Source organism: Actinomadura sp. WMMA1423 (assembly GCF_006547145.1).
Lineage (GTDB): Bacteria > Actinomycetota > Actinomycetes > Streptosporangiales > Streptosporangiaceae > Spirillospora.
On record NZ_CP041244.1, the window covers coordinates 525726 to 551261 of the forward strand.

The 25536-nt window shown below is 75.1% G+C and carries 24 protein-coding genes; 13 read left to right on the plus strand and 11 right to left on the minus strand.

Annotation, left to right across the window (positions count from 1 at the left end):
- Positions 1-29: 29 nt before the first annotated feature.
- Positions 30-794, minus strand: coding sequence for a hypothetical protein (locus FKD65_RS02670; protein WP_141575967.1), 765 nt, complete (start codon positions 792-794; stop codon positions 30-32).
- A 207-nt stretch (positions 795-1001) separates the two neighbouring features.
- On the opposite strand from FKD65_RS02670, the gene FKD65_RS46150 reads away from it, so the two are divergent.
- The 6 genes from FKD65_RS46150 to FKD65_RS02700 all read left to right on the plus strand — a co-directional run bounded on the left by FKD65_RS46150 (position 1002) and on the right by FKD65_RS02700 (position 5191).
- The gene (locus tag FKD65_RS46150) at positions 1002-1733 is read left to right on the plus strand and encodes a GntR family transcriptional regulator (protein WP_302931580.1); all 732 of its coding nucleotides are present in this window, start codon (positions 1002-1004) and stop codon (positions 1731-1733) included.
- A 102-nt stretch (positions 1734-1835) separates the two neighbouring features.
- Positions 1836-3269 (plus strand): PTS ascorbate transporter subunit IIC, encoded by a 1434-nt coding sequence (locus tag FKD65_RS02680; protein WP_141575968.1) that lies wholly within the window; start codon positions 1836-1838, stop codon positions 3267-3269.
- A gap of 49 nt (positions 3270-3318) precedes the next feature.
- Positions 3319-3621, plus strand: coding sequence for a PTS sugar transporter subunit IIB (locus FKD65_RS02685; RefSeq protein ID WP_141575969.1), 303 nt, complete (start codon positions 3319-3321; stop codon positions 3619-3621).
- A complete protein-coding gene (locus FKD65_RS02690; RefSeq protein WP_168220919.1) occupies positions 3618-4100 on the plus strand; it encodes a PTS sugar transporter subunit IIA in 483 nt (160 codons plus the stop codon). Before FKD65_RS02685 ends, FKD65_RS02690 begins: the two co-directional genes overlap by 4 nt.
- Positions 4093-4836: a sugar isomerase domain-containing protein gene (locus tag FKD65_RS02695; protein ID WP_141575971.1), complete on the plus strand. Its 744-nt coding sequence runs from the start codon at positions 4093-4095 to the stop codon at positions 4834-4836. Before FKD65_RS02690 ends, FKD65_RS02695 begins: the two co-directional genes overlap by 8 nt.
- A 97-nt stretch (positions 4837-4933) precedes the next feature.
- Complete coding sequence (locus FKD65_RS02700; protein ID WP_141575972.1) at positions 4934-5191, plus strand: EF-hand domain-containing protein; 258 nt, start codon at positions 4934-4936, stop codon at positions 5189-5191.
- Positions 5192-5271: 80 nt separating this feature from the next.
- Here FKD65_RS02700 and pgi read toward each other — a convergent pair whose 3' ends face one another.
- Positions 5272-6900: a glucose-6-phosphate isomerase gene (gene pgi, locus FKD65_RS02705; RefSeq protein WP_205718523.1), complete on the minus strand. Its 1629-nt coding sequence runs from the start codon at positions 6898-6900 to the stop codon at positions 5272-5274.
- Positions 6901-7112: 212 nt separating this feature from the next.
- Between pgi and FKD65_RS02710 the strand changes: the two genes are divergently transcribed.
- The 3 genes from FKD65_RS02710 to FKD65_RS02720 all read left to right on the plus strand — a co-directional run bounded on the left by FKD65_RS02710 (position 7113) and on the right by FKD65_RS02720 (position 10532).
- Positions 7113-7919, plus strand: coding sequence for an acyl-CoA thioesterase II (locus FKD65_RS02710; RefSeq protein ID WP_141575974.1), 807 nt, complete (start codon positions 7113-7115; stop codon positions 7917-7919).
- A gap of 129 nt (positions 7920-8048) precedes the next feature.
- Positions 8049-9068 (plus strand): beta-propeller fold lactonase family protein, encoded by a 1020-nt coding sequence (locus FKD65_RS02715; RefSeq protein ID WP_240809937.1) that lies wholly within the window; start codon positions 8049-8051, stop codon positions 9066-9068.
- Between the two features lie 84 nt (positions 9069-9152).
- Positions 9153-10532, plus strand: a complete 1380-nt coding sequence (locus FKD65_RS02720) for an NADP-dependent succinic semialdehyde dehydrogenase (RefSeq protein ID WP_141575976.1) — start codon at positions 9153-9155, stop codon at positions 10530-10532.
- Between the two features lie 40 nt (positions 10533-10572).
- Here FKD65_RS02720 and FKD65_RS02725 read toward each other — a convergent pair whose 3' ends face one another.
- The 8 genes from FKD65_RS02725 to FKD65_RS02760 all read right to left on the minus strand — a co-directional run bounded on the left by FKD65_RS02725 (position 10573) and on the right by FKD65_RS02760 (position 18592).
- The gene (locus FKD65_RS02725; RefSeq protein WP_141575977.1) at positions 10573-11973 is read right to left on the minus strand and encodes an aldehyde dehydrogenase (NADP(+)); all 1401 of its coding nucleotides are present in this window, start codon (positions 11971-11973) and stop codon (positions 10573-10575) included.
- A gap of 46 nt (positions 11974-12019) precedes the next feature.
- Entirely contained in the window at positions 12020-13021 is a 1002-nt protein-coding gene (locus tag FKD65_RS02730) for a proline racemase family protein (RefSeq protein ID WP_141575978.1), read from the minus strand.
- The gene (locus FKD65_RS02735; RefSeq protein ID WP_141575979.1) at positions 13021-13950 is read right to left on the minus strand and encodes a dihydrodipicolinate synthase family protein; all 930 of its coding nucleotides are present in this window, start codon (positions 13948-13950) and stop codon (positions 13021-13023) included. The genes FKD65_RS02730 and FKD65_RS02735 overlap by 1 nt, the downstream gene beginning before the upstream one ends.
- Entirely contained in the window at positions 13947-15374 is a 1428-nt protein-coding gene (locus FKD65_RS02740; protein ID WP_141575980.1) for an NAD(P)/FAD-dependent oxidoreductase, read from the minus strand. Before FKD65_RS02740 ends, FKD65_RS02735 begins: the two co-directional genes overlap by 4 nt.
- The gene (locus tag FKD65_RS02745; RefSeq protein ID WP_141575981.1) at positions 15371-15679 is read right to left on the minus strand and encodes a (2Fe-2S)-binding protein; all 309 of its coding nucleotides are present in this window, start codon (positions 15677-15679) and stop codon (positions 15371-15373) included. The genes FKD65_RS02740 and FKD65_RS02745 overlap by 4 nt, the downstream gene beginning before the upstream one ends.
- Positions 15676-16836, minus strand: coding sequence for an FAD-binding oxidoreductase (locus FKD65_RS02750; protein ID WP_141575982.1), 1161 nt, complete (start codon positions 16834-16836; stop codon positions 15676-15678). Before FKD65_RS02750 ends, FKD65_RS02745 begins: the two co-directional genes overlap by 4 nt.
- A gap of 89 nt (positions 16837-16925) precedes the next feature.
- Positions 16926-17537 carry a helix-turn-helix domain-containing protein gene (locus tag FKD65_RS02755; RefSeq protein WP_141575983.1) on the minus strand — a complete coding sequence of 204 codons (612 nt, stop codon included), beginning with the start codon at positions 17535-17537 and terminating at the stop codon, positions 16926-16928.
- Positions 17538-17614: 77 nt separating this feature from the next.
- The gene (locus FKD65_RS02760; protein WP_205718524.1) at positions 17615-18592 is read right to left on the minus strand and encodes an ornithine cyclodeaminase family protein; all 978 of its coding nucleotides are present in this window, start codon (positions 18590-18592) and stop codon (positions 17615-17617) included.
- Positions 18593-18772: 180 nt separating this feature from the next.
- Here FKD65_RS02760 and FKD65_RS02765 point away from each other — a divergent pair, with 180 nt between their 5' ends.
- Genes FKD65_RS02765 through FKD65_RS02780 form a run of 4 tightly spaced genes read left to right on the plus strand, consistent with a single transcriptional unit; the run spans position 18773 to position 23380 of the window.
- The gene (locus FKD65_RS02765; protein ID WP_205718525.1) at positions 18773-19978 is read left to right on the plus strand and encodes a branched-chain amino acid ABC transporter substrate-binding protein; all 1206 of its coding nucleotides are present in this window, start codon (positions 18773-18775) and stop codon (positions 19976-19978) included.
- A gap of 11 nt (positions 19979-19989) precedes the next feature.
- On the plus strand, positions 19990-20889 hold the full coding sequence (locus FKD65_RS02770) for a branched-chain amino acid ABC transporter permease (protein WP_141575984.1): 900 nt from the start codon (positions 19990-19992) through the stop codon (positions 20887-20889).
- On the plus strand, positions 20886-22649 hold the full coding sequence (locus tag FKD65_RS45325; protein ID WP_168220920.1) for an ATP-binding cassette domain-containing protein: 1764 nt from the start codon (positions 20886-20888) through the stop codon (positions 22647-22649). The genes FKD65_RS02770 and FKD65_RS45325 overlap by 4 nt, the downstream gene beginning before the upstream one ends.
- Positions 22646-23380: an ABC transporter ATP-binding protein gene (locus tag FKD65_RS02780; protein ID WP_141575986.1), complete on the plus strand. Its 735-nt coding sequence runs from the start codon at positions 22646-22648 to the stop codon at positions 23378-23380. Before FKD65_RS45325 ends, FKD65_RS02780 begins: the two co-directional genes overlap by 4 nt.
- Here the strand turns inward: FKD65_RS02780 and FKD65_RS02785 are convergent.
- The gene (locus tag FKD65_RS02785; protein ID WP_141575987.1) at positions 23364-25490 is read right to left on the minus strand and encodes a thiamine pyrophosphate-dependent enzyme; all 2127 of its coding nucleotides are present in this window, start codon (positions 25488-25490) and stop codon (positions 23364-23366) included. The two genes, FKD65_RS02780 and FKD65_RS02785, sit on opposite strands and share 17 nt — an antisense overlap.
- Between the last annotated feature and the right edge of the window lie 46 nt (positions 25491-25536).

Below are 25536 nucleotides of genomic sequence, written 5' to 3' on the forward strand. Positions count from 1 at the left end.
TATCGGCATAATTATTGACAGAGGAGGTTCTACCCGTCCATGGCGACCTTGCGGTGGCCGTGGACGAACACGTTGTTGTGCGGCGCCACCTGCCGGTAGTCCATGATCGACATGTAGTAGAAGCCGTTGGAGTCGGTCCGGACGTCGGCCCACTCGCACTCGGGCCTGGCGTAGTCGCCGCCCGACGCCCAGGGGAAGTTGGTCTTGCAGCCCTCGGGCGAGTAGCCGTTGATCCGGCCGTCCGGGTAGTCCCACGACCCGCCCCGCTGCCCGCCGAAGTCGAGGCCGCGCAGCGTCATCTCCACCCGGTACTCGGCGGGCAGGTCGCGGGACGAGCGGATGACGACGCCCGCCTGGTGGGCCGGTTCGTCCAGCCGGGCCACGCCGCCGCGGGACGTGAGCGACGGCGGCGCGTCCGGCCGGCCGTCCCCGTCGGCGTCGCGCGCGGCCAGTTCCGCGGTGAGCCAGCCGCGCTCGCCGAACGCGAACGACTTGCGGTAGGTCCTCATCCTCGCGAGCTGCTCGCGGAACGCCGGGCCCCCCACCGTGTCGAAGTAGGCGCCGTCGTTGTCGTACATGTCCACGTCGTAGGGGCTGGTCGGTCCGTCGCCGTCCGGCCTCCACGGCGTCTTCGCGTCGTCGATGCGCCGGTCGAACGGCTCGGAGGCGACCAGCCTCCAGCCGTCCCTGGCCCCGGGGCCGCCCCCGTCCGCCCGGGCCGGAGCCGCGCAGAGCGCCGCCGGCATGAGCACGGGCAGGGCCAGCGCCAGGGCGCCGCGCACGAACTTCCTCATCTGGCCGCCTTCCTCGCCGCGCGGGGCGCGGCGCCGCCGCCGTCCGGTCCACCACCGGCTCGGCACCGTCTTGACGATCTTCCGTGACGGTAGGCCGGGCCGTCCGCCCATGACCACGGCAAACCTCGACAAAGTGGTATTGACCAGTCGCCACAATGAGACATAACGTGTGCCACGACAGGAACAGCGTCATAGGAGGTGATAGGCGTGCCATCCGCCGGTGAGGCCCGGGCCGCGAGCACGAAACGGCAGGCGGTGCGCCGCGAGCTCCTCGCGATGCTCGACGGCCTGGACGTCGGCGACGCGCTGCCGTCCGAGCGCCGGCTGGCCGAGGAGCTCGGCGTCTCGCGCCCGACGCTGCGCCAGGCCATCGACGGGCTCGTCGCCGACGGGCTGCTCGAGCGGCGGCACGGGAGCGGCACCTACGTGGCCGAACCCCGGATCGCCGTCTCGCTGACCATGACGTCGTTCACCGAGGACATGATCAGGCGCGGGATGAAGCCGGGCGGGCGGGTGCTGTCGTTCCGCAGCGAGGCCGCGGGGGCGCGGATCGGCCGCAGGCTGGCCCTGTCGCCGGACGAAGAGGTATTTACCATTCGGCGCCTCCGGCTGGCCGACGGGGCCAGCATGGCCATCGAGACCCTGTACCTGCCGCGGGCGCTGATGCCGGGCCTGCGGCGGCACGAGCTGGAAGGGCGGTCGTTCTACGACCTGCTCCGGGGCGCCGGCGTCGTGATCGCCTCGGGCACCGAGACCATCGAGCCGACCGTCACCACCGCCGAGGAGGCCGCCGAGCTCGGCATCCCGGTGCACACGCCGGCGTTCCTGTTCGAGCGGATCACCAGGGACGCCGGCGGCCGGCCGCTGGAGTACGTCCGGTCCGTCTACCGCGGCGACCGGTACCGGCTGGAACTGGACCTGCGACCACCGAGCCACTGACCGCGCGCCCGGACTCCGAGCGCCGGGTCCGCGACCGCCCGTCCGCGCTGACAGGGGGCGACAGCGCACCACCCATCCCCCGAGATGTGAGGCGAGTTCACCATGGACGTCATCAAGGACATCCTCACCTTCCTGGCCGACAACGTGTTCGGCCAGGTGCCCATCCTCATCGGGCTCATCACGCTGATCGGCCTGCTCCTGCAGCGCAAGCGGTTCGAGGACGTCTTCGCCGGGGCGCTGCGCGCCACGATCGGCGTGGTCATCCTGTTCATCGGCGTGGAGGTCTTCACCGGCGGGCTGACGAGCTTCCAGACGGTGCTCGCCAGCGCGATGGGGACCACGCCGCCGAAGGCCGACAACACCCTCGCGGACTTCCTCGCCGACCAGGGCGGGACGATCGCGCTGGTGATCACGGTGGCGTTCCTGGCGCACGTGCTGGTGGTGCGGCTCTTCCCGGCGGCCCGCTACCTCTACCTCACCGGCCACCTGATGTTCTGGATCAGCACGGTCACGGTCGCCTCGCTGGTGACCATCGCGCCCGGCGCCGACCAGCTCACCCTGGTGCTCTGCGGGGCCGGGTTCGTCGCCGCGTACTGGACCCTCCAGCCGCTGTGGATGCGGCCGCTGATGCGGCGCGTCATGCCGGACGACCGGTTCGGCTTCGCCCACACCAGCTCGCTCGCCTGCCTGGTCACCGGCTACGCGGCCCGCCCGCTCGGCAGCCGCGAGAAGCACGACACCGAGAAGCTGAGGCTGCCCCGCCAGCTGTCGTTCTTCAAGGACGTCAACGTCAGCACCGCGCTGATCATCACCGTGATCATGCTGGTCGGGGTCGCGTTCGCCGACGACGGCGTGGTGGCCAAGGCCGCGGCCGAGATGGACGACAAGCTGTCGCCGTGGGTGTGGGCGATCCTGGTGGGCCTGCGCTTCGCGGGCGGCATCGCGATCCTGCTGTTCGGCGTGCGGATGTTCCTGGGCGAGATCGTCCCGGCGTTCAAGGGGTTCAGCGACCGCGTCATCCCGGGCACGCGCCCCGCGCTGGACGCGCCCACCGTGTTCCCGGTCGCGCCGACCGCCGTCATGGTCGGCTTCGTCACCTCGACCGTGGTGTTCCTGGCGTGCCTCGGCGTGTTCGCCGGCGCCGGCTGGTTCACGCTGGCCCCGCCCATGATCATGCTGTTCTTCGTGGGCGGCGCGGCGGCGCTGTTCGGCAACGTGGTGGCGGGCTGGCGCGGCGCCGTCCTCGGCGGCGTGATCACCGGGCTCGTCCTCGCCGTCGGGCAGGCCGTCACCTGGGGCCTGTACGACAGCACCGCCCCCGAGCTCGCGACGCTCGCCGACCCCGACTGGTACGCGATCGCCTGGCTGCTGAAGGCCGCCGACCCGGTCGTCGGCGGCGCCTCGATCTGGCTCGTCCCCGCCGTCGCGCTCGCCGCGATGGTCGCCACCCTGCTGCTCCTCGGCCGCGCCGAGAAGCGCCGGGCGGCGGCCGAGGAGGAGGCGGCCCCCGAGACCGCGGCCCCCGCGGAGGCCTGACCGGCACCGCGCGCGGGACCGACCGACCCTGCTAGGAGAGAAGACGGACATGGCACTGGACCGGCAACTGGAGATCCTCGCGGTCTGCGGCGTCGGCATGGGCTCCAGCCTGATGCTGAAGATGACCGCCGAGGACGCGCTGCGCTCGCTCGGCGTGGACGCGCGGGTCGAGAACACCGACGTGTCCACGGCGCGCGGCATGACGCCCGACGTGGTGATCGGCCAGGGCATGCACACCGGCGAGATCGCCGACCTCGCGCCCGTGGTCATCACCATCAGCGACTTCCTGGACAAGGAGGGCCTGGAGGCCCAGCTCAGGGAGCGCCTCACCGAGCAGGGCTGGCTCTCGTGACGGCCCGTCCCGAGGGGGCCGCTCCCAGCGCCCCGCCGCCGGGGACCGTCGTCACCGCGACCGACGGGGCGGCCGCGGGCGACTGGCGGGAGGCCGTCCGGACGGCGGCCTCCGCGCTGGTCGGGGCCGGCGCCGCGGGCGGGGGCTACCCGGAGGCGTGCGTCCGCGTAGTGGAGGAGAACGGCCCGTACATCGTGCTGGCCAAGGGGCTCGCGCTCGTCCACGCCCGCCCCGAGGAGGGCGGCCTGGCCGTCGGCGTCGGTGTGACCCGGCTGGCGGCGCCGGTCGCGTTCGGCCATCCTGACAACGACCCGGTCGACCTGCTGCTGGCGTTCTGCACCCCGGGCCCCGACGCCCACGTCGGCACCCTGTCCGGGCTGGCGCGCGCTCTGTCGGGCGGCCTCGCCGAGCGGCTGCGCGCGGCGTCCGGCGAGGACGAGCTGGCCAGCATCCTGAAGGAGGCTCTACCGAATGCCTGACCCGGCGCCCTCCGGGATCCCCGCACGAGTGCGCGCCCTCCTCGACGACCTCGACGCGGCGTCGGGCGCGGCGGCCCGCGAGGCCGCCGCGCTGCTGCTCGACGCGATCGAGGCGGACGGGATCGTGCACGTCGCCGGCGCCGGGCACTCCCTGGCGATGGTGTGCGAGACGTTCTACCGGGCCGGCGGCCTCGCCGCCGTCCGCCCGATCTGGGACCCCGCCGTGCTCCCGCTCGACCACGCGGTGCGCAGCACCCGCGCCGAACGGCGGGACGGGGTGGGGCGCGCCGTGGTCGAGAAGGCGGCGCCCGCCCCGCCCGACGTGGCGGTGGTGTTCTCCACCAGCGGCCGCAACCCCTATCCGGTGGAGGTCGCGCGGGAGTGCGCGGCGCGGGGCGTGCCGGTCGTCGCGGTGACCTCGGCGCGGGCGTCGCGGGGCGCGGCGGCGCGGACCGACACGACCCTCGCCGACCACGCGGCCATCGTGCTCGACACGTGCGTCCCGCCCGGGGACGTCCTGCACCCCGCGGGCGCGCCGCGCACCGCGGCGGTCTCCACCGTCCTCGCCGCGTACGCGTGGGCGCGGGTGCTGGCCGACCTCGACGACCTCGCGGCCGAGCGCGGCGCCGAGCCGCCGCGCTGGACGAGCGCGAACGTCCCCGGCGGGGACGAGGTGAACGCCGCGCTGCTGGAGCGCTACCGCCACCGCGTCCCCGAACTGACGGGCGAGGCCTAGCCGGGAACCAGGGATCTCCCCGCGGCGTTTCTCATGTAGCCGGACCTGCCCCCTATGACATGATGCGGGGCTACATCGGACCGGAACGAGGAGCGAGATGACGACGAGACCGACCGGGGACGAGCTTCTTGCCGTGTTCACGCGCGCGGACCTCGGCGGCGACGAGAAGCTCGACCTGATGGAGTTCACGCTCGTGCTGGACGAGCTGGGCCTGTCCTGGACGCGGGCCGAGACGCAGGACAGGTTCGAGAGGGCGGACAGCAACCTCGACGGGTTCATCTCCTACGGCGAGTTCCGCGCCATCCTGGAGTCCCAGGGCTGGGTCGAGGGGCCCCTGCCCGGCGCCCGCGCCTGACGGCGCGGCGGAGAAGACAGCGGAACAAGACGAGGGCCCGCCGGACGGCCGGCGGGCCCTTCGCGCGCCTGCCGGCCGGCTCAGACCTTGCGGCCGCGCAGCTCCCGGTACCTGCGCACGAGCGCGGCGGTGGACGGATCGGGCGTCTCGGACGGCGGCTCCTGCGAGGTGAGCGCGGGGGCGAGGTCCTTCGCCATCACCTTGCCGAGCTCGACGCCCCACTGGTCGAAGGAGTCGATGCCCCAGACCGTCCCCTCGACGAACACGATGTGCTCGTAGAGCGCGACCAGCGAGCCGAGGGTCTTCGGCGTCAGCCTCGGCACGAGGAGCGTGCTGCTCGGGCGGTTGCCGGGCATGACCTTGTGCGGGACGAGCGCGGCCGGCGTGCCGTCGGCGGCGATCTCCTCGGCGGTCCTGCCGAACGCGAGGGCCGAGGTCTGCGCGAGCATGTTCGCGGTGAGCAGGTCGTGCATGCCCTCGCGGTCCTCGAACGGCTCGGCGAAGCCGATGAAGTCCGCGGGCACGAGCCGGGTCCCCTGGTGCAGCAGCTGGTAGAAGGCGTGCTGCCCGTTGGTGCCGGGCTCGCCCCAGAAGATCGCGCCGGTCTGCGCGACGACGGGCGCGCCGTCGGCCCGCACCGACTTGCCGTTGGACTCCATCGTGAGCTGCTGGAGGTAGGCGGGGAACCGCGAAAGGCGCTGGCTGTAGGGCAGGACGGCCCGCGTCTGCGCGCCGAAGAAGTCGGTGTACCAGACGCCGAGCAGCCCCATCAGCACCGGCATGTTCGCCTCGAACGGCGCGGTGCGGAAGTGCTCGTCGACCTCCCGGAACCCCGCGAGCATCTCGCGGAAGGCCTCGCCGCCGATCGCGATCATCAGCGACAGGCCGATGGCCCCGTCGAAGGAGTAGCGCCCGCCCACCCAGTCCCAGAAGCCGAACATGTTGGCGGTGTCGATGCCGAACTCGGCGACCCGCTCGGCGTTGGTGGACACGGCGACGAAGTGGCGGGAGACGGCGTCGTCGCCGAGCCGCTCGGTCAGCCACCGCCGCGCGACCTTGGCGTTGGTGAGGGTCTCCAGCGTCCCGAACGTCTTGGAGCTGATGACGAACAGCGTCTGCTCGGGGTCGAGTCCGGCGAGCTTGCCGAGGATGTCGGCCGGGTCGATGTTGGAGACGAACCGGCAGGCGACGCCCGCGTCGGCGAAGTCGTGCAGGGCCTCGTAGGCCATGGCGGGGCCGAGGTCGGAGCCGCCGATGCCGATGTTGACGACGGTCGTGATGCGCTTGCCGGTGAAGCCCGTCCACTCCCCCGACCGGACGCGGCCGGCGAAGTCGGCCATCTTGTCCAGCACGGCGTGCACGTCGCCCGCGACGTCCTGCCCGTCCACCGTCAGGGCCTCGCCGGGCGGCAGCCGCAGCGCGGTGTGCAGGACGGCGCGGTCCTCGCTGGCGTTGATGTGCTCCCCGGCGAACATCGCCTCGATCCTGGCGCGCAGCCCGGCCCGCTCGGCGAGCGCCGCGAGCAGCGTCAGGGTCTCGCCGGTGACGCGGTGCTTGGAGTAGTCCAGGAACAAGTCCCCCGCGGCCACGGTCATCCGGTCGGCGCGGTCCGGATCGTCCGCGAAGAGCTCGCGCAGGTGCCGCCCCGCGATCGCCGCGTGGTGCTCGGCCAGCGCGGTCCATTCGGGCGACTCGGTGATATCTGCCATTGCCTCTCTCATCTCCTCGTGGGGGCGAGGGCGTACCCCCGCGGGCGCGCGCCGAACGTCCCCCGGACGCCGCGCCGGACCCCACCGGCGATCATAGGTCGACCGCGCGCGACGGTATCAGGGCCGTCCCCGGTCCCGGGGCGCTCCGCCCCGGCCGCCGCGCCCGCCGGGCCCGCGAGTAGGGTCGCCCGCAGGCCGCAGGAGGTGCCCGGATGAGCGACGTCCCCCACGGCATCGCGCGCGTGTTCGACCTGGCGCCGCTCGGCGGCGACTCCTTCACGGCCGCGTCGCCGCGCGCCGGGCGGCCGCGGCTGTTCGGCGGGCAGGTCGCCGGGCAGAGCCTGCGCGCCGCGTGCCTGACCGCGGGCGGCCGGCCGCCGCACTCGCTGCACGCCTACTTCATCCGCCCGGGCACGCCGGACGAGCCCCTGGTGCTGGACGTGGCCCGCACCCGCGACGGCCGCTCCTTCTCGACCCGGCACGTCACCGCGAGCCAGGGCGGCAAGCCGATCCTCGAGCTGATCGCCTCGTTCCACGCGCCGGAGGACGGGTTCGACTGGCAGGCCGGCCCGCCGCCGGCCGCGCCCGGCCCGGAGGGGCTCGCCGAGCCGGAGCTGCCCGCGTTCTTCCGGCACCCCGCCGGGTTCGACATCAGGGTCGTGGACCCGCCCGCCGATGGCGGGTTCCCCATGCCGCACCCGTTCTGGATCAGGACGTCGGCGCCGATCGGGGACGACCCCTCGCTGCACGCCTGCCTCATCGCCTACCTGTCGGACATGGGAATGGTCAGCAGCGCCCGCGCGCCCGGCTCGCCGCCGCGCCTCGCGACCGCGGTCACGCTCGACCACGCGGTGTGGTTCCACCGCCCGCCGCGCGCCGACCGGTGGCTGCTGTACTCCGCGGACCCGGTCACGAACCACGGCGCGCGCGGCCTCGTCCGCGGCGCGCTCCACACGGCGGACGGCACGCTCGTCGCCACCGTCGCCCAGGAGGCGCTCCTGCGCCCCGCCGCCCCCTGAGCCGCCGCGACACCGGGGCACCGCTCTCGTCGGCCGCCGCGCGAGAAGGCGCGCGGCGCGATCATGGCCGGGGCTAGGCTCGGCCTCGGCCGCGCAGGGCGGGCGGATCGCGTTTCGAGGGGGTCCCGAGTGGGCGAGCGGGCGTTCTGGGTGGGCACGTACACCGGCGAGGCCGGCGGCGGCGCCGGGATCTACCGGGTCGTGCGCGGAGCGGACGGCGCGCTGCGGGCGGACGGGCTCGCGGCGGAGGCGGTGTGCCCCTCGTACCTGGCCGTCCACCCGACCAGGAAGGTCCTCTACGCGGTCCGGGAGGAGGAGCCCGGCGGCGTCGCGGCATACGAGGTGGCCGGCGCGCGGCTGAAGGGGCTCGGCGAGCGCGAGGCCGGGGCACTGCCCTGCCACCTGTCGGTCGCTCCGGACGGCGGGCGCCTCCTCGTCGCCGACTACGGGTCCGGGACCGTCAGGGCCTACCCGCTCGGGCCCGACGGCGGGTTCGCCGGCGACCCCGGCGTGGTGGAGGGGCACGGCAGGGGGCCGAGGGCGGACCGCCAGGAGGGCCCGCACGCCCATATGGTCGTCTCTGCTCCGGACGGGACCGTCCTGGCGACCGACCTCGGAGCGGACCTCGTGCGGTCCTTCCGGTTCGAGGGCGGCGCCCTGCGGCTCGCCGGGGAGACGGCCCTACCGGCCGGGTGCGGGCCGCGGCACCTGGTCGTCCACCCGAGCGGGCACGTGCACGTGCTGGCGGAACTGGCCGCGGTCGTCCTCGTCCTGAGGCCGGTCGACGGGTACGCGCGCCTGGAGGCGGCGGCGGAGTCCCCCGCGACGGCCGCTCCGTCGGGCGACCCCGCCCAGGGCGCGGCGATCAAGCTGGGCGACGGGGGCAGGTACGTCTACACGTCCATGCGCGGCACGGACGTGGTGACGGCCCACCGGGTCCTGGACGGCGGCGCGGCGCTGGCGCCCGTCGCGGACGTCCCGTCCGGCGGGCACTGGCCGCGCGACCTGCACGTGGACGGCGAGTGGATGCACGTGGCCAACGAGCGCGGCGGCGGCGTCGCGACCTTCCGGATCGGGCCGGACGGCGTCCCCGCCCCGGCGGGACCCCCCGTGGCCCTCCCCTCGCCGGTATGCGTGGTCCCCGGCTGACCGCCGGTCCCGGCGGGCGTTTCCCGCAGGGCCCCTCGGGCACGTCCCGGGTGAACGAGCCCGACACCCAGGGAGCATCCGGACATGACGACGATCGCCACGACCAACCCCGCGACGGGCGAGGTCGAGAAGACCTTCGACGCGCTGGCCGACGAGGAGGTCGACCGGCGCGTCGCGCGGGCGGCGGAGACGTTCGCCTCCTACCGCGCCGTCCCGATGGAGCGGCGGGCGGAGTGGATGAACGCGGCGGCGGGCATCCTCGACCGGGACGCCGACCAGATCGGCGCCATGCTGACCACCGAGATGGGCAAGACGCTGAAGGCGGCGGTGGCGGAGGCGCGGAAGTGCGCGAAGGCGTGCCGGTACTACGCCGGGCACGCGGCGGAGTTCATGGCCGAGCGGCGTCCCGCCGACCCCGCGGACGTGAACGCGAGCGACGCCTACGTCCGCTACGAGCCGCTCGGGCCGGTGCTGGCGGTCATGCCGTGGAACTTCCCGCTGTGGCAGGTGATCAGGTTCGCGGCGCCGGCGCTGATGGCGGGGAACGTGGGGCTGCTGAAGCACTCCTCCAACGTCCCCCAGACGGCGCTGTTCCTGGAGGACCTGTTCCGCCGCGCCGGGTTCCCCGAAGGCGCGTTCCAGACGCTGCTGATCGGCTCGGCGAAGGTCGAGCGGGTGCTGCGCGACCCGCGGGTGAAGGCGGCGACGCTCACCGGCAGCGAGCCCGCCGGGCGGTCGGTCGCCTCGATCGCCGGGGACGAGATCAAGCCCACGGTGCTGGAGCTCGGCGGCAGCGACCCGTTCGTGGTGATGCCGTCCGCCGACCTGGAGGCCGCGGCGCGCACGGCGGCGGAGTCCCGCTGCCTCAACAACGGGCAGAGCTGCATCTCGGCCAAGCGCTTCATCGTCGACACCGGCTGCGCCGACGAGTTCGAGCGGCTGTTCGTGGAGCACATGCGCGCCAAGCGCGTCGGGGACCCGATGGACGAGGCCACCGACGTCGGCCCGCTCGTCAGCGAGCAGGGCCGCGCCGAGGCCGAGGAGCTCGTCGCCGACGCGGTCGCCAAGGGCGCGACGGTGCTGTGCGGCGGCGAGCGCCCGGACGGGCCCGGCTGGTACTACCCGCCGACGGTGGTCTCCGGGGTGACGCCCGAGATGCGGATGTACCACGAGGAGGTCTTCGCGCCGGTCGCGACGCTGCTGCGCGTGAACGGGGCCGCGGAGGCCGTCGAGGTCGCCAACGCCACGGGCTTCGGGCTCGGCTCCAACGCCTGGACGCGCGACGACGGCGAGCGGGAGCTGTTCGTCCGGGAGCTGGACGCCGGGCAGGTGTTCGTCAACGGGATGACGACCTCCTACCCCGAGCTGCCGTTCGGCGGGGTCAAGCGCTCCGGGTACGGGCGCGAGCTGTCGGCGGACGGCCTGCGCGCCTTCTGCAACGCCAAGACCGTCTGGGTCGGCTGACTGCGCCCCGGCCCGACGTGGGCGGCGGACCGGGAGCGGCTCAGCGGACGGCCTGGGGGACCTTCCACGGGTTGTCGTCGCGGAGCGGCGGCGGGAGCAGGTCCTGCGGCCATCCCTGGTAGGCGACGGGCCGCAGGAACCGCTCGATCGCGGCCGGGCCGACCGAGGTGGCCGCGGGCGCCGTCGTGGCGGGGTACGGTCCGCCGTGCTGCATCGCGTGGGTGACGGAGACGCCGGTGGGCCACTGGTTCCACAGGACGCGGCCGCTGCGCCCCGCCAGCACGGCGGCGAGCGGGGCGAGGCCGCCCGCCTCCTCCGGCTCCGCGTGCAGCGACGCGGTCAGCTGCCCCGGCAGCGCCGCCACGGCGTCCGCGACGTCGTCGAGGCTCTCGTAGGTGACGGCGAGGCCGAGCGGTCCGAAGCACTCCTCCGCGGCGGCGTCGATGTCGGCCCTGAACGCCGCCAGGTCCATGGTGAGCAGGCGCGGGGCCGGCGCGTCCTCCTCGTCCGGCCACACGAGGCGGCGCACGCCGGGCCGGGACCCCAGCGCGTCCGCCGCGGCCAGGTAACCGGAGGCGATGCGCTCGTTGAGCATCGGCGCGGCGGCGGCCCCGCGGAGGTGCGCCGCGACGCGGTCCGGCAGCCCGGCGGGCGCGAACAGCAGGCCGGGGTTCGTGCAGAACTGGCCCGCCCCCAGCGTGAGGGAGGCCGCGTACCCCTCGGCGATCTCCTCCGCACGCGCCTCGGCCGCGAGGGGCGTCACCACGGCCGGGTTGACGCTGCCCATCTCGCCGTAGAACGGGATCGGCTCCGGCCGCTGCGCCGCGATCCTCGCCAGGGCGAGGCCGCCCCGCTGGGAGCCGGTGAACGCGGCGGCGGCGAGGCCGGGATGCCGCAGGGCCTCGACCCCGGCCTCCTCGCCCTCGATCAGGGCGAACACGCCGTCCGGGAGCCCCGCGCCGGCGATCGCCTCCGCCGTCCGGCGCGACAGCCGGGGGTGGCCGGGATGCGCCTTGACGACGACGGGGCAGCCCGCCGCCCAGGCCGAGGCGGTGTCGCCGCCGGCGACGCTGAAGGCGAACGGGAAGTTGCTCGCCGCGAACACCAGCACCGGGCCGAGAGCGGTCCGGCAGCGGCGCAGGTCGGGTCGCGGACCGGTGGGCCAGTCCGGGTCCGGCCGGTCGATGCGGGCGTCGTGGAAGGCGCCCTCCAGGACCTGCTCGGCGAACAGCCTCAGCTGGAACGTGGTGCGGGTCAGCTCGCCGTTCAGGCGCGCGGGCCCGAGGCGGCTCTCCTCGCCCGCGAGGGCGACCAGCTCCTCGCGGGCGGCCTCCAGCGCGTCCGCGACCGCCGCCAGGCGGGCGGCGCGCTCGGCCGGCGGCGACGCGGCCCAGCCTGGCGCGGCGGCGACCGCCGCGGACACGGCCTGGTCCGGTGTCATGGGGACTCCCTTCGTCCTCGTTGCGTGGGGCGCGGGCCGGCCGCTCCTAGAGGACGAAGCCCTCGGGGAAGGGGTCGGCGGGGTCGAGCAGGTAGGTGGCGGTTCCGGTGATCCAGGCCCGCCCGGTGAACTCGGGGATCACCGCGGGCAGGCCGCCGGCCTCGGCGGTGCCGACCAGGCGCCCGGTGAAGCGGGTGCCGATGAACGACTCGTTGACGAACTCGCTGTGCAGCGGCAGCTCGCCTCGGGCGTGCAGCTGAGCCATGCGGGCGGACGTGCCGGTGCCGCACGGCGACCGGTCGAACCATCCCGGATGGATGGCCATCGCGTTCCGGGAGCGCCTGGCGTCCGACCCGGGCGCGAGGAACTGGACGTGCTTGCACCCTCCGATCAGGGGGTCCGCGGGGTGGACGGGCCGGTCGGTCTCGTTGACCGCCTCCATGATCGCGAGCCCGGCGCGGAGGATGTCGTCCTTGCGGGTCCGGTCGAACGGCAGCCCGAGCGGTTCGAGCTCGGTGATGGCGTAGAAGTTGCCTCCGTAGGCCATGTCGTAGCGGACGTCCCCCAGCCCGGGCACGCTGACCACGGCGTCCTGCCGGAGCGCGAACGACGCGACGTTGCGGAGCGTGACGTGCTCGGCGGCGCCGTCGCGCACCGCGACGCGGGCCTCGACGAGACCGGCCGGGGTGTCCAGCCGCACGATCGTCTCCGGCTCGGTCACCTCCACCATCCCGGTCTCGACCAGGACGGTCGCGACGCCGATGGTGCCGTGCCCGCACATGGGCAGGAACCCGCTGACCTCGATGTAGACGACGCCCCAGTCGGCGTCCGGCCGGGTGGGGGGCTGGAGCAGGGCACCGCTCATCGCGGGGTGGCCGCGCGGCTCGTCCACGAGGAAGCGGCGCAGGCCGTCGAGGTGCTCCGCGGCGTGGCGGCGCCGCTCGGCCATCGTGGCGCCCGGGATGGGCGCGACGCCGCCGGTGACGACGCGCGTCGGCATCCCCTCGGTGTGGGAGTCGACCGCGCTGATCGACCGGGCCGAGCGCATCAGGCGGCCCGCCGCCGCGCGAGCGCCTCGATCGCGCGGTCCATGTCGGCGGTGACGGCGGCGCGGTGCCCGGGCACGAGCGGGCCGCGCGGCGGACGGCAGGGACCGCCGTACCGGCCGACCATGTCCATGCCGAGTTTGATCGCCTGGACGAACTCGGTGCGCGAGTCCCAGCGGAACGCGGCGACGAGCGGCTCGTACAGGGCGCGGGCCTCCTCCAGCCTCCCGGCGGTGGCGAGCTCGTACAGCAGCGCCGACTCGGCGGGGAAGACGTTGGGGAAGCCCGCGAACCACCCCGTCGCGCCCATCAGCAGCGCTTCGAGGGTGACGTCGTCGGCGCCCGCGACGACCTCCAGGCCGGGGGCCTTCTCCCGGATCTCCAGGACGCGGCGGACGTCGCCGGAGAACTCCTTGACCGCGACGACGCCGTCGATCTGGGCGATCTCGGCGAGCAGGTCCGGGGTGAGGTCGACCTTGGTGTCGACGGGGTTGTTGTAGACCATGACCGGCAGGCCGACCGACGCGACGGCCTCGAAGTGCGCGACGACCTCGCCGCGGTTGGCCCGGTACATCGTCGGCGGCAGGCACAGCACGCCGTCGGCGCCGTCCTCGGCCGCGAGCTGCGCCCAGTGCCGGGCCTGGTGGGAGCCGGGGCCGTGCACGCCGACCACGACGACGCCGTCCCGGCCGACCGCCTCGACGGCGGTGCGGGCGACGCGGCGGCGCTCGTCGTCGGTCAGCGAGGAGTACTCGCCGAGCGAGCCGTTCGGGCCGACGCCGCGGCAGCCGCTGCCGACGAGCCAGCGGCAGTGCTCGGCGTACCGGTCGAGGTCGACGGCCAGCCCCGCGGGGGCGGCGGCGTCCTCGCGGTAGGGCAGGGCCGTCGCCACGATGACGCCGCCCAGGCTCTGGAGCCTGCTGTCGCTCATCGAGCGCTCTCCTTCTTGTCGGGGTCCTCGACCGGAGGGTTCGCGAGTTCGCCGAGGCGGATGGGCTGGGCGACGGGCCTGTGGTGTCCCCCGCCCGCGCGGTCGCCGAGCAGCTCGGCCGCGGTGGGGCCGCAGACGCGGGCCTGGCACGGGCCGAGGCCGGCGCGGGTGGCGAGCCTCACGGCGCGGGGCGAGCCTGCGGCCGTTCCCTCCGCCGCGCGCAGAAGGGTCCCGTAGGCGGTCTCCTCGCACCGGCAGACGATCGTGTCCGGGCGCAGCCAGCCGGGCCACGCCGCGCCGATCAGGTGCGCGGCGGCGAGCCGGCGGGCGAAGGCGCGGGCCTGGTCGCGGCGGCGGCGCAGGGCGGCGGCCGCGCGGTCGCCGGGGTCGCCTCCCCCGGCCGCCCAGCCGGCGAGCAGCCCCTCGGCGCGGGCGGCGGGCGCCCCGGCGATGCCGGTGATCTCCCCCGCCGCGTAGACGCCGGGGACGGTGGTGCGCTGGCCGGCGTCGACCTCGGTGAACGCGGCGCGGGCGTCGCCGCGCAGCCGGCAGCCGGCGGCGACCGGCAGTTCGAGCTGCGGGCTGAAACCGTGGGTGACGCAGAGCGCGTCCACCGCGACGGTCCGCTCGGTGCCGGGGACGACCGACCAGTCGCGGTGGAGCCGCGCCGTGACCGCCTCTTCGACGCGCCCGTCGCCCCGGGCCCCGATCACGGCGCGGCCCGTCCGGTACGGGACGCGGTGGCGGGCCAGGAGCCCCGCGTACCCGGCCAGCTCCCCCGCCTTGCCCGCCTCCGGCGCCAGCCCCCACGGGCGCGCGGCCCAGCCGCGCGCCACGGTGGCGGCGGTGTTCGCCTCCAGCACCCCGAGGACGGTGGCGCCCGCCTCGAGCAGCGACGCGGCGACCGGGAGCAGGAACGGTCCGGAACCGGCGATCAGCACGGGGTCGCCGATGACCAGGCGCTCCCCCTTCACCAGCGCCTGGGCGGCACCGGCGGTGCAGACGCCGGGCAGCTCCCAGCCGGGGAACGGAAGGACGCGGTCGTGCGCGCCCGGCGCGAGGACCAGCGCGTCCGGGCGCAGGACGTGCCGCTCCCGCTCCGCCCCGTCGGCCTCGCCTCGCAGCACGTGGACGTGCGGCGGCCCCTGCCCGGCGCGTTCGAGGGACCAGACGGCGCTCTCGGGCCACCAGTCGCAGCGCGGATGGCCGAGCACCCGGTCGCGCAGCCGCTCGAAGCCGCGCCATCGGTGGTGCGGGCGGCCGGGGCGGGCGGCGCCGAACGCGGCGGGCGGTGCGCGGTGGTACTGGCCGCCGGGCTCCTCCGCCGCGTCGACCAGCGTGACGCGCGCCCCGGCGCGCAGGGCGCCCGCCGCCGCGCCGAGGCCCGCCGGCCCGGCGCCGACGACCACGACGTGCCGGGTCACCGGACGTCCCGGGACTGGGTCTCGACGGCGTCGCCGTCGCGGGCGCGGCGGCGGCAGGCCCGCACGTCGCGGACCCCGTTGACGGTGAGCAGGCAGTCGAAGCAGGCGCCGATCCCGCAGAACACGCCGCGCGGCGCGCCCGACGGGCCGTACCGCCAGATGCGGCGGCCCGCCGCCAGCAGCACACCGGCGAGGGTCTGCCCGGCGACCCCGTCCACGGGCTCGCCGTCCACGGTGATCCGCAGCGGGACGTCGGGGCGGCGCCCGGTCCGGTCGGCCGCGGCGGGCACGAGTCGCGCGCTCATCGGGTCTCCCCCTCGCACTGGACTGCGGGCCGGTCCGCGCGGAACGGCTCCGCGTCGATCGCGGGCGCGCGGCCGAGCATGAGGTCGCGCAGCACGGCGGCGGTCCCGGTGGACAGGCCGATCCCCGCGCCCTCGTGCCCGGTGGCGTGCCAGAGGCCCTCCAGGTGCGGGTCGGGGCCGATGACGGGCAGGTGGTCGTCGACGTACGGGCGGAACCCGCCGTAGGCGCGCATCACCGGCACCCCGGCCAGGGACGGGAACAGCCGCAGCGCCTTGGCCGCGATGACCGACAGCACCTCGGGCCGGAGCCGGTCGTCGAACCCGACGCGGCGGCGCGAGGAGCCGAGCAGGATCGTCCCGGCCCGGGTCGACTCCACGACGGCGGAGGCCCGCAACTCCCCCGCTCCGCTGCCGACCGCGCCCACGTAGCCGGCGTCGTACACCTTGTGGAAGACGGTCGGCGGCATCGGCGCGGTCACCAGGACCTCGCCGCGGCGGGGCCGGACGCCGAGCCGGACGCCGAGCCGCGCGGCGACCTCGCCCGCCCAGGGCCCGGCCGCGTTGACGACGGCGTCGGCCCCGATCGTCCCGCCGGAGGTGCGGACGCCGGAGAGGCGGCCCCCGCGCCGGACCGCGCCGAGCACCTCGCACCCGGTGCGCAGGACGGCGCCGGCGCGCACGGCGGCGGCCAGCAGGGCGGTGGCGGCGCCGGCGGGCTGGACCTGCGCGTCCTCCGGGTAGTGGACCGCCTTGGCGAAGTCCCGCGTCAGGTGGGGCTCGGCGGCGGCGAGGGCGGGGGCGTCCAGCTCCTCGGCGCGGACCCCGGCCTCGCGCTGGGCGCCGGCGAACTCCGTCAGCGCCTCGGCGCCCGCGGGGGTGGTGGCGACGACGATGCCGCCCTTGGCGTCCCACTCCGCGCCGGCGGCGTTCGGGTCGCCGTCCAGGACGGCGGGCCACAGCTCGCGCGAGAGCCGCGCCAGCTCCAGTTCGGGGCCCGGCCCCTTGTCGGAGACCAGCACGTTGCCCTCGCCGTGGGCGGTGGTCCCGGCCGCGGGGCCGTCCCGGTCGGCCACGGTGACCGCGCAGCCCGCCAGGGCCAGCTCGCGGGCGCAGGCAGCGCCGATGATCCCGGCGCCCAGCACCACGACCCGCGTCATCGGCCCTCCCGATCGCCGTTCGTTAAACCGAACGGTTCTGAGAGTAGGCGCGCCCCGCGCGCGGTGTCAACGCGCGGGCGGCTCCGGGTTCACGGGGTTTCGACCAGATGGGAGGGTGTGCCCGTCGTGGCATGAAGCCGCTGGTCAGCGCTGTACTGGAGCAGCAGGACGGAGCGGACGGGCCCGTCGAGCGCGGTGTAGCTGTGCGGCAGGCGGGCGTCGAAGCCGACGTAGTCGCCCGGGCCGAGCTCGACGTCCCGGTCGTCCACCCGAACGGCGAGCCGCCCGGCCTGGACGACCGTGTGCTCCATCCCGACATGGCCGAGCGAGTCCTGCCTGCGGCCGGCCCTGACCCGCTGGTCGTACACCTCGAACACGGCGCCGCCGGACTCGATGCCGCGCAGCGGCCGCAGGTCGACGCCCTCCCCGCTCAGCACCTCCACCTCCGCCGCCCGCACCACCGTCAGGCCGGACGGCTCCTGGCGGTCGAGCAGGTCGGAGATGGGGACCTCCAGCGCGCGCGAAAGGCTGAACACCGTCTCGATCGTGGGGTTCCCGGCACCCGCCTCCAGCTGCGACAGCGTCGCCTTGCCGATCTTCGAGCGGCGCGACAGCTCCGACAGCGACAGCCCGAGCTCCAGCCGCGCGCGGCGCAGGTTGCCGGCCAGCACGTCCCGCACCGATTCCCCTGACGCGCCCACGCTCCCGCCCCTCGTCCGGTCACTCGTCCAGCGTTCGCTCTACCGAACGGTCAGTGTACTCGGCGGGCGGGCGCGGGTCAGAGGTCCACCGGCGTCCCGGCGCCGGCGGCGCGGGCGCGCTCGACGATGACGGAGGCCGCCGCCGCGTCCTGCACGCCGAGGCCGACGCTGTTGTAGAAGACGATCTCGTCGTCCGAGCCGCGCCCGGCGGCGAGGCCGGCGACGACCGGGCCAAGCGGGCGCACCCGGCCCGGGTCCAGGTCCCCCGCCCGCACGGCGGCCACGACGGGACCTGCCTGCTCCAGCGCGGTCCCCACGTCGTCCACCACGACCGCGGCGGCGCGGGCGAGGACCTCGCCGTCCACCTCCGCCCGGTCCGGGGCGAAGGAGCCGACGCTGACGACCGTGCAGCCGGGTTCGAGCCACGAGCCGAGGACGACCGGCTCGGCGCTGGTCGTGGCGGTGACGACGATCTGCGCGCCCCGGACCGCGTCGCGGGCGGACGCGACGGACTCGACCGGCATCTCCAGATCCCGTGCGAGCTCGGAGGCGACGGTGCAGGTGTCCGGATGGCGGCAGGTCATCGCCACCTCGGTGAGGGGTCGGACCAGGGCCATCGCCCGCACGTGCGCGCGGCCCTGGACCCCGCAGCCGACGACCGCGAGGCGGGACGCCCCGCGCACGGCGAGGTGGTCGGCCGCCACCGCGCTCGCCGCCGACGTGCGCGGCGTCGTCACCGCCTCGCCCTCGATGATCGCGACGGGCCGGCCGTCCACCGGGTCCTGGACGGTCACCAGCGCCGCCACGGTCGGCAGGCCCCGCGCCGCGTTGCCGGGGGTGACGCTGCCGAACTTGGCGACCGCGCCTGCGCCGGGGAGGCGGGAGACGTAGCTGAAGGCGATCTCGCCGTCCGGCCCGTCCAGCAGCACCCGGGGCGCGAGCCGCGCCCGCCCGCGGCCGAGCGCGGCGAACGCCTCCCGCTGCGAGGCGATCGCGGCGGGCAGGTCGAACACCGCGCGCACGTCGGCGGCGGAGAGCAGCAGGACACCGGCCACGGGGAAGATCCTTGTCGGCCCCGCGCCGCGCTGTCGAGTGGCGAAAGGGCAAGCGGTGCTTACCGATCAGTGCATGAGATCGCATGCTTGCCCGTCTCGACGCCCGTGCCGCGACGTTTCACGCTTTCACCATCCCGGACCACGAGGAACCTGCCGGCCACGAGCGACGGAGAGCCGCCGATGACCCCCATGACCCCGCGGGACCGCGGACGCCGGTTCCGGATGCTCACCGCGGCGGGCGCCGGCCTGCTGCTCGTCCCGCTGGCCGCCGGCTGCGGATCGGGCGGCTCCGGCGGCTCGGGCGCCATCAAGATCGGCGTCCCGGCGCCGCTGAGCGGCGACTCCGCCTCGGCCGGGCAGGACATCCTCGCCGCGGCCAAGGTCGCCGCCGACGAGATCAACAAGGCCGGCGGGGTGGACGGCCGCAAGATCCAGATCGTGGAGGCCGACGACCAGTGCAGCGCCCAGCAGGGTGCGCAGGCCGCGCAGAAGCTGCTCAACAGCGGGGTCGTGGCGGTCGCCGGCGGGTACTGCTCGGGCGCCGCCGTGCCCGCGATCCCGATCTACGGCAGGCGCGGCGTCCCGTTCGTGATGGACGCCTCGACCAACCCGTCCCTCACCGACAGCGGCAAGGGCAAGGTGTTCCGCACCTGCGGACGCGACGACAACCAGGGCCTGGTCGCGGCCAAGTTCATGACCGGGCCGCTCGGCGCCAGGCGCATCGCGCTGCTGCACGACAACACCACCTACGCCAAGGGCCTCGCGGACGCCGCGGCGAACTCGGCGAAGCAGGCGGGCGGCCAGGTCGTCTACGAGAACGCGCTGCAGCCGGGCCAGTCCGACTACGGCCCCGTCCTCACCAAGATCGCCTCGGCGCGGCCGGACGTGCTGTACTTCACCGGCTACTTCGCCGAGGCGGGCCTGCTGATGAAGCAGCGCAAGCAGCTCGGGCTGAGGTTCGCGCTCATGGGCGGGGACGCCACGACCGACTCCACCGTGCTGAAGACCGCGGGCTCGGCGGCCGGCGGCTACATCGCGACGACCGCGCCGCTCGCCAAGGACCTGCCCGCCGCCGCGAAGTTCGTCTCGGCGTACAAGGCCGCCAACAAGGCCGACCCGGGCCCGTTCTCGGTGTACGAGTACGACGCGGTGAAGGTCGTCGCCAAGGCGATCGACGACGCCGGGTCCACCCGGGGCGCCGCGATCACCGAGGCGCTCCACAAGATCAAGGACTTCCCGGGCATCACGGGGCCCATCACCTTCGACGAGAAGGGCGACCGGACCGACCCGCTGTACATCACCGTCCAGGTCCAGAACGGCGCGTTCACCGCCTACAAGAAGCTCGACGAGACCGGCGCCACCTGGGTGGACGCCAAGACCTCCTGATCAGGGGCCCGATGAGCGAATTCGTCCAGTACCTCGTGAACGGCCTGACGATCGGGGCGTTCCTCGCGCTGATCGCGCTGGGCTACTCGATGATCTACGGGGTGGTCCGGCTGATCAACTTCGCGCACGGCGACGTGTTCATGATCGGCGCGTTCGCCGGCTTCGGGACGCTGACCGCGCTCGGCACGACCGGCGGCATGGCGCTGCCCGCCGTCCTCGCCGCCGTCGTGGTGGGCGCGCTCGCCACCGGCGTGGTCGGCACCGGGATCGCCAGGGCCGCCTACGTCCCGCTGCTGGCCTCGCCGCGCCTCGCGCTGCTGATCGCCGCGATCGGGGTGTCGCTGGCGCTGGAGGAGGGCGTCAAGGTGCTCACCAGCGCCCGGTTCAAGTCGTACCCGAACGCGCTGGACGGCGGCAGGATCCTCAACGGCTCCGTCCACGTCACCTGGGGCCAGCTCACACTGGTGGTGCTGTCGGTGGCGCTGATGGCGGGGCTGTGGCTGTTCGTCACCCGCACCGTGACGGGGACCGCGATGCGCGCCCTTGCGATGGACCGCGACGCGGCCCGGCTGCAGGGCATCAACGTGGAGCGGCTGATCCTGACGACGTTCTTCATCGGGTCGCTGCTGGCGGGCGCGGCAGGCGTCATGTACGGGCTGTACTACGTGCAGATCAGCTTCGGCATGGGCTTCCTCATCGGCCTGCGCGCGTTCACCGCGGCCGTGCTCGGCGGCATCGGGAACCTGCCGGGCACGATGGTCGCGGGCGTGTGCATCGGCCTCGTCCAGTCGTTCTCCGCCGGGTACGTCTCGTCCCGCTGGACGGACGTCATCATCTTCGGACTGCTGATCGCGGTGCTGGCGCTGAGACCCACCGGCCTGTTCGGCGAGCGCGTCGTGGAGCGGGCGTGAGGGCGCGGGCGCCGCGCCTCGCGGGCGGGGAGGCGGCCGCCCGGTACGGCGGCTGGCCGCTGCTGGTCGCGCTGGCGCTGGTCGCCGGGCAGACCCTCGACGACTACGCGCTGACCGTCGCGGGGACGATCCTGATCTACGCGATCCTCGGGCTCGGGATCAACATCGTCGTCGGGTACGCGGGCCTTCTCGACCTCGGGTTCGCCGCGTTCTTCGCGATCGGCGCGTACGCCTCCGGCCTGCTGATGCTGAAACTGGAGTGGGGCTTCTGGACGACGCTGCCGGTCGCGGTCGCCGCCGCCGCGGTCGCCGGCGCGGTCATCGGGTACCCGACCCTGCGGCTGCGCAGCGACTACCTCGCGATCGTCACCCTCGGCTTCGGAGAGATCATCCGGATCACCGTGATCAACCTGGAGACGACCGGGGGGCCGAACGGCCTGACCGGCATCCCTCCGGTGACGGTCGGCGGGCGGGAGATCGTCACCCCGAAGGACTTCTTCTACCTGGCGCTCGCGTTCTTCACCGTCGTGCTGGCCGCGACGGCGCTGCTGGCCCGGTCGCGGCTCGCCTACGCCTGGCGCGCCATCCGGGCCGACGACACCGCCGCCGAGGCGGTCGGCGTCCCCGCGCGGCGGGTGAAGCTGCTGGCGTACGTGCTCGGCGCGATGACCGGCGCGGTCGCGGGACCGCTCAACGCCGCGCAGCTCGGCACCGTGGACCCCTCCAGCTTCACGTTCCTGACCTCGCTGATGATACTGCTCGTGGTGATCATCGGGGGGATGGGCAGCCGGCCCGGCGTGATGGTCGGCGCCGTCGTGATCGTCGCGCTGCCGGAGGTGCTGCGCACCGTCCAGGAGTACCGGGGGCTGTTCTTCGCGCTGCTGCTCATCCTGATCGTGCTGCTGCGGCCGCAGGGGGTGTGGCCGTACCGTCCGCGCCGCCTGCGGCTGCCCGAGCGGGCGGGGCCCGCGCCGGAGCCGCCGGCCGCGCGGGGCACGCTGCTGGAGGTGGACGGCCTGTCCCGCCGCTTCGGCGGCGTCACGGCCGTGGACGGGCTCGCCCTGCGCGCCGACGCCGGGCAGGTCGTCAGCGTGATCGGCCCCAACGGCGCGGGCAAGACCACCGCGTTCAACTGCGTGACCGGGATGATCTCTCCGTCGGCCGGGACGGTCGTGCTCGCCGGGCGCGACGTCCGCGGACTCGCCCCGCACCGGGTCGCCGCCGCCGGGCTCGCGCGCACGTTCCAGAGCATCCGGCTGTTCGAGGAGATGACCGTCGCCGAAAACGTGCTGATCGGCCGGTTCGCCCGCGACCGGGCCCTGCTGCGGCCGCCGTCGCGCGGCGACCTGGACGCGGTGCGCCGCTGCCTGGACTTCGTCGGGCTGCTGGAGGCGGCCGACCGCCCGGCGGGCGCGCTCGCCTACGGCGACCGGCGCCGGCTGGAGATCGCGCGGGCGCTCGCGGGCGACCCGCGCGTCCTGCTGCTGGACGAGCCCGCGGCGGGCGCGAACCCGACCGAGAAGCGGGCGCTGATGGACCTGATCGCCCGCATCGGCTCGCGCGGCACGGCCGTGGTGCTGATCGAGCACGACGTCGCGCTGGTCATGTCGATCTCCGACCGGGTGACGGTGCTGGAGCACGGGCGGACCATCGCGGTGGGGCCGCCGGCCGAGATCCAGGAGGACCAGCGGGTCATCGCCGCCTACCTCGGCGTGCCGGACGACCCGGAGACCGACCTCGTCACGGAGGTGCTGCGGTGACGCTCCTGCGGGTGAGCGACCTGCGCAGCCGGTACGGGCAGGTCGAGGCGCTGTCGGGGATCTCCTTCGAGGTCGGCGAGGGCGAGATCGTCGCGCTGCTCGGCAGCAACGGCGCGGGCAAGACCACCGCGCTGCGGACGGTCACCGGCCTGCACCGCGCCAGGTCGGGCCGGGTCGAGTTCGACGGCCGCGACATCACCCGGCTGGCCGCGCACAGGGTCGTCGCGGCCGGGCTCGGGCACGTCCCGGAGGGGCGGCGCGTGTTCCCCGCCCTGACCGTCGCCGAGAACCTGCTGCTCGGCGGCTACCTGCGGCGCCGCGACCGCGCCGCCGTCGCGGCCCGCCGCGAGGAGGTCTACGCGATGTTCCCGCGCCTCGGCGAGCGGCGCGGGCAGCCCGCCGGGCTGCTGTCGGGCGGCGAGCAGCAGATGCTCGCCATCGGCCGGGCGCTGATGCTGCGGCCGCGCCTGCTCGCCCTGGACGAGCCGACGATGGGGCTGGCGCCGCGGACGGCGCAGCAGGTCCTCCGGGTCGTCCGGGAGATCCGCGACCAGGGCGCCACGGTCCTGATCGTCGAGCAGAACGCCCACCAGACCCTCCGCCTCGCCGACCGCGCCTACGTCCTGGAGACCGGCCGGATCGTGCTGGAGGGGCCGGCGTCGGCGCTCGCCCAAGACGACCGGGTGAAGGCCGCCTACCTGGGCGGCGACCCGGTCATCGAGGCGACGTGAGCAGCTCGCGCGCCGCGTCCTCGATGGCGCCCTCCGACAGCAGGACGTGGTAGGCGGCGTCCCCCAGCGGTATGAAGCTGTCCTCGCTCGCGACCCGGGCCGCCCGCCCCCGGAACCCGGCGTCGGCGAGCGCGGCCAGGACGCCCTCGGACACGCCGCCGGTACGCCGCGTCTCGTCCGCGACCAGGACGGCGCCGGTGGCGCGGGCCTCGCGGAGCAGGTCCTCGACCGGCAGCGGCGCCAGCCAGCGCAGGTCGACCACCCGGCACCGCACGCCCGCGGCCTCCAGCCGGCGGGCCGCCCGCAGGCTCATGCGCAGGCCGTTGGCGAAGGTGGCGATGGTGAGGTCGCCGCCGTCCCCGTAGGTGCGGGCGCGCCCGATCGGGACCGTTCCCCCGGCGGGGGCCAGCCAGCCGCCGTCGCCGTCCTGGTGCAGGTCGCGGAGGTGGTAGAGCGCGATCGGCTCCAGGAACACGCAGACGCGGCCGTCGTGCTCGGCGGCGTCCGCGCACGCGCGCAGCATCCCCGCGGCGTCGTCGGGGCGGGCCGGCGAGGCGACGACGAGCCCGGGGATGTCGCGCAGGGCGGCCACGGCGTTGTCGTTGTGGAAGTGGCCGCCGAACCCCTTCTGGTAGGCGTATCCGGCGATCCGCACGACCATCGGGTTGCGGTACCGCCCGGACGAGAAGAACGGCAGCGTCGCCGCCTCGCCCCGGATCTGGTCCAGGGCGTTGTGCAGGTAGGCGAGGTACTGGATCTCCGGGACCGGCAGCATCCCGGCCGTCCCGAACCCGAGCGCGAGGCCGAGGACCGACTGCTCGTCCAGGATCGTGTCGAACACCCGCGCCGCCCCGGCCCGCTTCATGAACCCGCGCGTGACGCCGTACACGCCGCCCTTGCGCGCCACGTCCTCCCCGAACACGACCGCTCCCGGCCGCTCGTCCAGCAGATCGCCGAGCGTCCGGTTGATCGCCTGCGCCACCGTCACCGGCTCCCCCTCCGCGGGCTCCGCGCGCCCCGCGGGCCCGGCGGGCCGGAGCGGCGCCATGACCTCCGCGGCCGACGACAGGCGGCGCGCACCCGCGACCTCCTCCGCCAGCGCCATGACCTCGGCGCGCTTGGCCTCGTAGAGCCCGACGACGTCCTCCGCGGTCGCGGCGCCGGTGTCGACGAGGAGGCGCGCGGTCCGCAGCAGCGGATCGCGCTCCAGGTCCGAGGCGATCTCGGCGGGGGTCCGGTAGGACGACTCGACGTCCGAGCCCGCGTGCCCCATGAGGCGGACGGTCCGCAGGTGGAGGAAGGCGGGGCGGCGGTGCTCGCGGACCCAGCCGGCCGCCCGCACCGACACGGCGTGCGCGTCGGCGAGGTCGCAGCCGTCCGCGTGGAAGTAGGCGAGACCGGGCCGCGAGCCGTAGGCGGCGTGGATCCACCCGGGCGCGGTGCGGACGCTGATACCGAGCCCGTTGTCCTCGCAGACGAACAGGAGCGGCAGGGGAAGCCCCTGGTAGCCGCAGTTGACGGCGGCGTTGATCGCGCCCGCGGCCGTGGAGTGGTTGGCGGAGGCGTCCCCGAAGCCGCACACCGTGACCGCGTCGCGCGGCCATGGCGAGTCCAGCCCGAGCCGGGCGGCGCGTTCGATCGCAAAGGCCACGCCGAGCGCGCGCGGGAGATGCGAGGCGATGGTGGAGGTCTGGGGGATGATGTTCAGCGGACGGCTCCCGAACACCTTGTGGCGCCCGCCCGCGATCGGCTCCTCGGCGGCGGCGACCAGCCCGAGCAGGACGTCGCGCAGTGGGTTCCGGTCCGGGACCTGGCGTGCGCGCTCCAGGAAGAACGCGCCCGACCGGTAGTGCAGGAGCGCCGGGTCGTCCGGGCGGAGGGCGGCGGCGACGGCCGCGTTCCCCTCATGGCCGGCGGAGCCGATCGTGTAGAAACCCCGGCCCCGGGCCTGGAGTCTGCGGGCCGCCAGGTCCAGGTGCCGGCTGCCGAGCTGCGCGTCGAACAGCTCCAGGCAGCGCTCGCCGTCGAGCCCGCCCGGCGGGGCCGGCGCGCCGGACGGTACGAGGGTCGCGGCCGTCTCGAGGAAGTGGACGTCGGCGGGCTCGGGCATGCGTGCTCCTGCGGGCGGATCGGGACGCGTGTCGAGCATCGGCCGC